Here is a 6875-nt window from a genome sequence, read left to right on the forward strand (position 1 = left end):
GACTCCGCGCTGGGGAAGCGCTCGTTCGGATTCTTCTTCAGCGCGCGGGCGATCAGCGCGTCCACGGCCGGCGGCAGCGAACGGTTGATCGAGGACGCGACCGGCGGCTCCTCCTGCACGTGCGCGTACGCGATGGCCAGCGGCGAGTCCGCCTCGAACGGCAGCCGTCCGGTGACGAGCTGGAACAGCATGATGCCGACCGAGTACAGGTCGGAGCGGGCGTCCACGCCCCGCCCGAGCGCCTGCTCCGGCGAGAGGTACTGCGGGGTGCCGACGACCATGCCGGTCTGCGTCATCGACGTCACGCCGGACTGCATGGCGCGGGCGATGCCGAAGTCCATGACCTTGACCACGCCGCGCTTGGTCATCATCACGTTGCCCGGCTTGATGTCGCGGTGGACCAGCCCCATCTCGTGGCTGATCTCCAGGGCCGCCAGCACGTCCGCGGTGATCTTCAGCGCCTTGTCGGCGGGCATCGCGCCCTGCTGCCGTACGTCCTCGTCGAGCACGGAGCCCAGCGGGCGGCCCTCGACGTACTCCATGACGATGTACGGCGTCGTCATGCCGTCCACGTCGTCCTCGCCCGTGTCGAAGACCGAGACGATGTTGGTGTGCGTGAGCTTCGCCACGGACTGGGCCTCGCGGCGGAAGCGCTCGCGGAAGGCCTGTTCCCGGCCGAGTTCCGTGTGCAACGTCTTGATGGCGACCTGGCGGTCGAGCACGCTGTCGTAGGCGAGGTGGACCGAGGCCATGCCGCCCTGGCCGAGCAGGTCCCGCAGTTGGTAGCGTCCGCCGGCGAGCGCCCGCCCCGCTCCGTGGCCCTGTGCGCCGTCCTGGCTCATGTTCCGCTTCCCCCGTAGCCTCTCCGGCGCCGCCGTCCCGGTGGCCGATCCGTCGTAGATCCAATGCGCTATTCCCGGCCAAGTCTGCCCCAGGCCACTGACACGTCAAGCGCGGTGCCCGTTCCGTGACCGTACGCGAAGGAAGCGTCGCGGAAGCGTTACAGCGGTCGTACTACCGGTACACGGAATTTGCACGACAGTACGGAGTACGGGTTTCATGGCCGGTCCGTCTCGTACCGGCCCCGGGGGCCCGTCCCGGACCGGGGGCACACGCCGAGGCTGTAGCGTGGCCGACGAAGACCGTAACAACACCGCGCGCACCGCGGGCAGAAACGACGGCGAGGACTGATGGCACAGCAGCAGCGCGCTCAGGGCCCGTCCGACCCCGAGGCGACTGGCGGCGGCATCTCGGACGCGCCGGACAACTGGGGCAACGGCGGGCTCGTCGGCGACGGCCGGTACCGGTTGACCCGCAGGCTCGGCCGGGGCGGCATGGCCGAGGTGTTCGCCGCCGAGGACGTACGTCTCGGCCGCACGGTCGCCGTCAAGCTGCTGCGCGCGGACCTCGCCGAGGACCCCGTCTCCAAGGCGCGCTTCACGCGCGAGGCGCAGTCGGTGGCCGGTCTCAACCACCATGCCATCGTCGCCGTCTACGACTCCGGCGAGGACGTCGTCGGCGGCCAGTCGGTCCCGTACATCGTGATGGAGATCGTCGAGGGCCGCACCATCCGCGACCTGCTGATGAACGCCGAGGCCCCGGGCCCCGAGCAGGCGCTGATCATCGTCTCCGGTGTCCTGGAGGCGCTCGCCTACTCGCACCAGCACGGCATCGTGCACCGCGACATCAAGCCGGCCAACGTCATCATCACCCACAACGGCGCCGTGAAGGTGATGGACTTCGGCATCGCCCGCGCGCTGCACGGCGCGTCCACGACGATGACCCAGACCGGCATGGTCATGGGCACCCCGCAGTACCTCTCCCCGGAGCAGGCGCTCGGCAAGGCCGTCGACTACCGGTCCGACCTGTACGCCACCGGCTGCCTGCTGTACGAACTGCTGGCGCTGCGTCCCCCCTTCACGGGCGAGACGCCGCTGTCGGTGGTCTACCAGCACGTCCAGGACATCCCCACGCCCCCGTCGGAGGCCTCGGACGCCTGCCCGCCGGAGCTGGACGGCATGGTCATGCGCGCCCTCGCCAAGGAGCCCGACGACCGTTTCCAGACGGCCGAGGAGATGCGCGGGCTGATCCAGTACGCGCTGCAGATGCTCTACGAGCAGGGCGGCCACACCGGTACCTGGAACACCGGCCCGGTGGAGATGCACGAGGGCCCGCGCACCCCGGCGGCCGGCTTCGCGGGCACGACCGCGATGCCGCACCCGGACGTCTCCGGTACGGCGGCGATCCCGCAGCCGATCCTGCCCGCCGGGTACGGCGGTGGGTACGGCGGTGACGACGGCGGCTTCGAGGGCCACGGCAACAAGGGCAGCGGCCGCGGCAAGCTGTGGGTCCTCGCGGTGCTCGCGGTGATCGCCGTCGCGGCGGGTGTCGCGCTGGCGCTGAACAACGGCGGCGGCGGCGGGGGCGGGGGCAAGACCGACCAGTCCCCGTCCGTGACGCAGAGCACCGGGGACGAGAAGGCCAGCGAGAGCCCGAGCGACGAGGCGACCGAGGAGACGACCGACCCCGGCACGGAGACCGAGACCGACCCGGGCACGGGATCGGGCGGGAACTGGGACCAGTCGTACACGCCGTCCCAGGATCCGACGTACACGGAGACGCAGGACCCGACGACCGAGGCACCGAGCACCCCGCCGACGTCCCCGCAGCCGACCCAGTCGGGTGGCACCGGGGACGGTGGCACCGGGGACGGCGGCACCGGAGACGGCGGCACCGGAGACGGCGGCACCGGGGACGGCGGAACGGACGCGGGCGGCGAGAACGCGGGTGGCGAGAACGCGGGTACGGGCAGCATCGAAGGTGTGACCGCCGGCTGACCCCGGCCGGTCCGGCCCCGCCGGCCGCACCCCGCTCACCCGCGCGGTGTACCACTTCCGGTCGCGAAACTCGACCCTTCCCGTGCCCGGGGTGGCCGGGATAACGTGCCGTTGCTCCGGCCTCCTGCGAGGCTGTGACCAGCGCGCCTTCGACACCTTCCCCGATTTACTTGGAAATCCAAGCAAAATCGCAGGTCAGAGGGGTTTCACAGAGATGTGGAGCACTGGGTAACGTGCCTCTTGCAGGGCGCTCGCCGGGGCACCTGTCACGCCTGTTCCCGGCCGAGTGGCACCCACCCCGTGCCCGGTGGTCGAGAACAGGTGAGCCGCACTGGCCTACCGGCAACCCCGGGGGCCGGACCGACGGAGGAGCACACGTGACCGTGGAGAGCACTGCCGCGCGCACACCGCGACGCAGCGCCGGAACGAAGGCCGGCACCACCGGCACCAAGCGCACCACCAGCACCAAGAAGGCCACCGGCGCCAGGAAGAGCGCCGAGCCCGCCCTCGTCCAGTTGCTGACGCCCGAGGGCAAGCGCGTCAAGAACGCCGAGTTCGACAAGTACGTCGCCGACATCACCGCCGACGACCTGCGCGGTCTCTACCGCGACATGGTGCTCACCCGACGCTTCGACGCCGAGGCCACCTCCCTGCAGCGCCAGGGCGAGCTGGGCCTGTGGGCCTCGCTGCTCGGGCAGGAGGCGGCGCAGATCGGCTCCGGCCGGGCGCTGCGCGACGACGACTACGTCTTCCCCACCTACCGTGAGCACGGCGTCGCGTGGTGCCGCGGGGTGGACCCGACCAATCTGCTCGGCATGTTCCGCGGCGTGAACAACGGCGGCTGGGACCCGAACGGCAACAACTTCCACCTGTACACGATCGTCATCGGCTCGCAGGCCCTGCACGCCACGGGCTACGCGATGGGCGTCACCAAGGACGGCGCGGACAGCGCGGTCATCGCCTACTTCGGCGACGGCGCGTCCAGCCAGGGCGACGTGGCCGAGGCCTTCACCTTCTCCGCGGTCTACAACGCCCCCGTGGTGTTCTTCTGCCAGAACAACCAGTGGGCGATCTCCGAGCCGACCGAGAAGCAGTCCCGTGTGCCGCTGTACCAGCGCGCGCAGGGCTTCGGCTTCCCGGGCGTCCGGGTGGACGGCAACGACGTGCTGGCGAACCTGGCCGTCACCAAGTGGGCCCTGGAGCGCGCCCGCGCGGGTGAGGGGCCGACGCTGGTCGAGGCGTTCACGTACCGCATGGGCGCGCACACCACCTCCGACGACCCGACCCGCTACCGCGGCGACGAGGAGCGCCTGGCCTGGGAGGCCAAGGACCCGATCCTGCGCCTTCGCCGCTATCTGGAGTCCGCAAACCACGCGGACGAGGGATTCTTCGCGGAACTGGAGACCGAGAGCGAGGCGTTGGGCAAACGAGTGCGCGAAGCGGTCCGTGCCATGCCGGACCCGGACCACTTCGCCATCTTCGAGAACGTGTACGCGGACGGACACGCGCTCGTGGACGAGGAGCGTGCGCAGTTCGCGGCGTACCAGGCGTCGTTCGCGGACGCGGACGGGGGTAAGTGACATGACGGACAAGATGGCCCTGGCCAAGGCGATCAACGAGTCGCTGCGGCACGCCCTGGACGCGGACCCCAAGGTCCTCGTCATGGGTGAGGACGTCGGCAAGCTCGGCGGCGTGTTCCGGGTGACGGACGGCCTGCAGAAGGACTTCGGCGAGAGCCGCGTCATCGACACCCCGCTCGCCGAGTCGGGCATCGTCGGTACGGCGATCGGCCTGGCCCTGCGCGGCTACCGCCCGGTGGTGGAGATCCAGTTCGACGGCTTCGTCTTCCCGGCGTACGACCAGATCGTCACGCAGCTCGCGAAGATGCACGCCCGCTCGCTGGGCAAGGTCAAGCTCCCCGTCGTCGTGCGCATCCCCTACGGCGGCGGCATCGGCGCGGTGGAGCACCACTCGGAGTCCCCCGAGTCGCTGTTCGCGCACGTGGCCGGCCTGAAGGTCGTGTCGCCGTCGAACGCGTCGGACGCGTACTGGATGATGCAGCAGGCCATCCAGAGCGACGACCCGGTGATCTTCTTCGAGCCCAAGCGGCGCTACTGGGACAAGGGCGAGGTCGACACCGAGGCGATCCCGGGCCCGCTGCACACCGCGCGCGTGGTGCGCGAGGGCACGGACCTGACGCTCGCGGCGTACGGTCCGATGGTGAAGCTCTGCCGGGAGGTCGCGGACGCGGCGGCCGAGGAGGGCCGCTCCCTGGAGGTGCTGGACCTGCGCTCGGTCTCCCCGATCGACTTCGACTCGATCCAGGCGTCGGTGGAGAAGACCCGCCGCCTGGTCGTGGTCCACGAGGCACCGGTGTTCTTCGGTTCCGGCGCGGAGATCGCCGCGCGGATCACGGAGCGCTGCTTCTACCACCTGGAGGCCCCGGTGCTGCGGGTGGGCGGTTACCACGCCCCGTACCCGCCGGCCCGCCTGGAGGAGTCCTACCTCCCGGACCTGGACCGGGTGCTGGACGCCGTCGACCGCTCGCTGGCGTACTGAGGAGAGGGTCGTGACGACGATGACGAACGCGTCCGTACGCGAGTTCAAGATGCCGGACGTGGGCGAGGGCCTCACCGAGGCCGAGATCCTCAAGTGGTACGTCCAGCCCGGTGACACGGTCACCGACGGCCAGGTGGTCTGCGAGGTCGAGACGGCGAAGGCGGCCGTCGAACTGCCCATCCCCTACGACGGTGTGGTCCGCGAGCTGCACTTCCCCGAGGGCACCACGGTGGACGTGGGCACGTCCATCATCGCGGTGGACGTCGCGGGCGGTGCGGCGCCGGTGGTGGAGGAGGAGGCCCCGGCTCCCGCCTCCGCTCCCGTGGCGGAGCCCGAGGAGGAGAAGCCGGCGGCCCGCCAGCCGGTCCTGGTCGGCTACGGCGTGGCGACGTCCTCGACGCGCCGCCGCCCCCGCCGGACGCCGGCCCCGGACACCGTCGTCCAGCAGGCGGCGGCAGCGGTTCAGCAGGAGCTGAACGGCCACGGTGCCCCCGCCCTCTCCCCGGAGCGCCCGCTGGCGAAGCCCCCGGTGCGCAAGCTGGCGAAGGACCTGGGCGTCGATCTGACGACGGTCGTCCCGACCGGCCCGGACGGCATCATCACCCGCGAGGACGTCCACGCGGCGGTGACGCCTCCGGCTCCGCAGGAGGCCGCCCCGGCCGCCGCCGCCCCGGTCGCCGCCCCCGCAGCCCCGGTGTCGTACGACACCGCCCACGAGACCCGTGTCCCGGTCAAGGGGGTCCGCAAGGCCACGGCGGCGGCGATGGTCGGCTCGGCGTTCACCGCGCCGCACGTCACGGAGTTCGTGACGGTGGACGTGACGCGGACGATGAAGCTGGTCGAGGAGCTCAAGCAGGACAAGGAGTTCACGGGTCTGCGCGTGAACCCCCTGCTGCTGATCGCCAAGGCCCTGCTGGTCGCGATCAGGCGGAACCCGGAGATCAACGCCTCCTGGGACGAGGCGGCCCAGGAGATCGTGGTCAAGCACTACGTCAACCTGGGCATCGCGGCGGCCACCCCGCGCGGCCTGATCGTCCCGAACATCAAGGACGCCCACGCCAAGACGCTGCCGCAACTGGCCGAGTCCCTGGGTGAACTGGTGTCCACGGCCCGCGAGGGCAAGACCTCGCCGTCCGCCATGCAGGCGGGCACGGTCACGATCACCAACGTCGGCGTCTTCGGCGTCGACACGGGCACGCCGATCCTCAACCCCGGCGAGTCCGCGATCCTCGCGGTCGGAGCGATCAAGCCCCAGCCGTGGGTCCACAAGGGCAAGGTCAAGCCCCGTCAGGTCACCACCCTCGCCCTCTCCTTCGACCACCGCCTGGTCGACGGCGAGCTGGGTTCCAAGGTCCTGGCGGACGTGGCGGCGATCCTGGAGCAGCCGAAGCGGTTGATCAGCTGGGCCTGACGCCCGCGAACCACTGGGCTCATCACAGGAGGGGCGCCGCAACTTCGGGTTGCGGCGCCCCTCCTGCC

General features: G+C 71.0%; 5 protein-coding genes. 4 read left to right on the forward strand and 1 reads right to left on the reverse strand.

The genetic code is table 11. The annotated features are described in order from the left end of the window. Nucleotides 1-842: protein kinase (locus tag B7767_RS16820; protein ID WP_143652523.1), on the reverse strand; the 842-nt coding region annotated here is incomplete at its 3' end. A gap of 348 nt (nt 843-1190) precedes the next feature. On the opposite strand from B7767_RS16820, the gene B7767_RS16825 reads away from it, so the two are divergent. The 4 genes from B7767_RS16825 to B7767_RS16840 all read left to right on the forward strand — a co-directional run bounded on the left by B7767_RS16825 (nt 1191) and on the right by B7767_RS16840 (nt 6807). After that, a complete protein-coding gene (locus B7767_RS16825) occupies nt 1191-2837 on the forward strand; it encodes a protein kinase (protein ID WP_085572901.1) in 1647 nt (548 codons plus the stop codon). Nucleotides 2838-3214: 377 nt separating this feature from the next. Continuing rightward, nucleotides 3215-4417: a pyruvate dehydrogenase (acetyl-transferring) E1 component subunit alpha gene (gene pdhA, locus B7767_RS16830; RefSeq protein WP_085572902.1), complete on the forward strand. Its 1203-nt coding sequence runs from the start codon at nt 3215-3217 to the stop codon at nt 4415-4417. A 1-nt stretch (nt 4418) separates the two neighbouring features. Further along, nucleotides 4419-5396 (forward strand): alpha-ketoacid dehydrogenase subunit beta, encoded by a 978-nt coding sequence (locus tag B7767_RS16835; RefSeq protein WP_085572903.1) that lies wholly within the window; start codon nt 4419-4421, stop codon nt 5394-5396. Nucleotides 5397-5406: 10 nt separating this feature from the next. Further along, the gene (locus B7767_RS16840) at nt 5407-6807 is read left to right on the forward strand and encodes a dihydrolipoamide acetyltransferase family protein (protein WP_085572904.1); all 1401 of its coding nucleotides are present in this window, start codon (nt 5407-5409) and stop codon (nt 6805-6807) included. Nucleotides 6808-6875: the final 68 nt, after the last annotated feature.

Origin of the sequence: Streptomyces sp. 13-12-16 (assembly GCF_002114215.1) — a bacterium.
Classification (GTDB): Bacteria; Actinomycetota; Actinomycetes; order Streptomycetales; family Streptomycetaceae; genus Streptomyces.